Source organism: Flammeovirga aprica JL-4 (assembly GCF_012844305.1).
Lineage (GTDB): Bacteria > Bacteroidota > Bacteroidia > Cytophagales > Flammeovirgaceae > Flammeovirga > Flammeovirga aprica.
Genome location: NZ_JABANE010000330.1, coordinates 1 through 843 on the forward strand (window position 1 = coordinate 1; position 843 = coordinate 843).

2 protein-coding genes are annotated in these 843 nt (G+C 26.1%); both read right to left on the reverse strand.

Annotation, left to right across the window (positions count from 1 at the left end):
- A partial coding sequence (locus HHU12_RS34190; RefSeq protein ID WP_169661187.1) for a hypothetical protein occupies window positions 1-671 on the reverse strand: 671 nt, incomplete at its 3' end.
- The coding region (locus tag HHU12_RS35200; protein WP_205960088.1) for a hypothetical protein at window positions 661-843 on the reverse strand (183 nt) is incomplete at its 5' end. The genes HHU12_RS34190 and HHU12_RS35200, both read right to left, overlap by 11 nt.

Below are 843 nucleotides of genomic sequence, written 5' to 3' on the forward strand. Positions count from 1 at the left end.
AATTTTTTACAACCCGAAATAATCAACATTTTATACTTATGGTGTAAATAACTTTCTGGAAGTTGTACTATGTTATCATGTTGAATTACTGACAATGACAACTCGTTGGGTGTTTTGATATCAGGTAACTTTTCGAAATCAACATAATGAAATATTACTTCCTTTAATGCTGATCCTCCGATTTCCATAGGGAAAATTTTCTGATAATCAGTCGAAAAACCACCAATCTCCAGTTTTTTTATATTAGCTTTTGATATTGCTTCTGGGTATTTTGTAAAAGCACACCTACTTAATAAAATATCTTCTATTTTATTATTGAGATAGATATTATAATCCGAAAGATCAATACTATTAAATCCAATATATTTTAATGTTTTGACTTTTCTGACATCTATTTTTTTATCTTCAAAACTTGTTTTGTAAATATATAAAGAATCTAATTGTTCAAAGCGTGATAACTCTTCTGGCAAAGAATTCATCATACCCATCTTAGTCAGCTTTATTTTTGAAACATAATTATCTTTAACTGTAAATTTAATTTTACCATCATATTTTTGGTCAAGTATATCTAATATTAATTGATCATTTTCATTAAGTGTTATTTCTTTATTTCCTTGCAAAGAACAAGAAACAAGGAAAATCATTAGAATTAATAAAAGTTTATTTGTCATAATCATAGTCATTTCTCTGATGTGATTTAAACATGTTAAATAATACATTTTTTTCAAATTCTTCTAGATTTACATCGTCATTTGTATCTTTTAATTGAATCTTTTCAAATAGCTTACTAGGACTTATAAAATACTTAGTCGCATCCTCTTTCTTCATCATTACCAAGTGCTT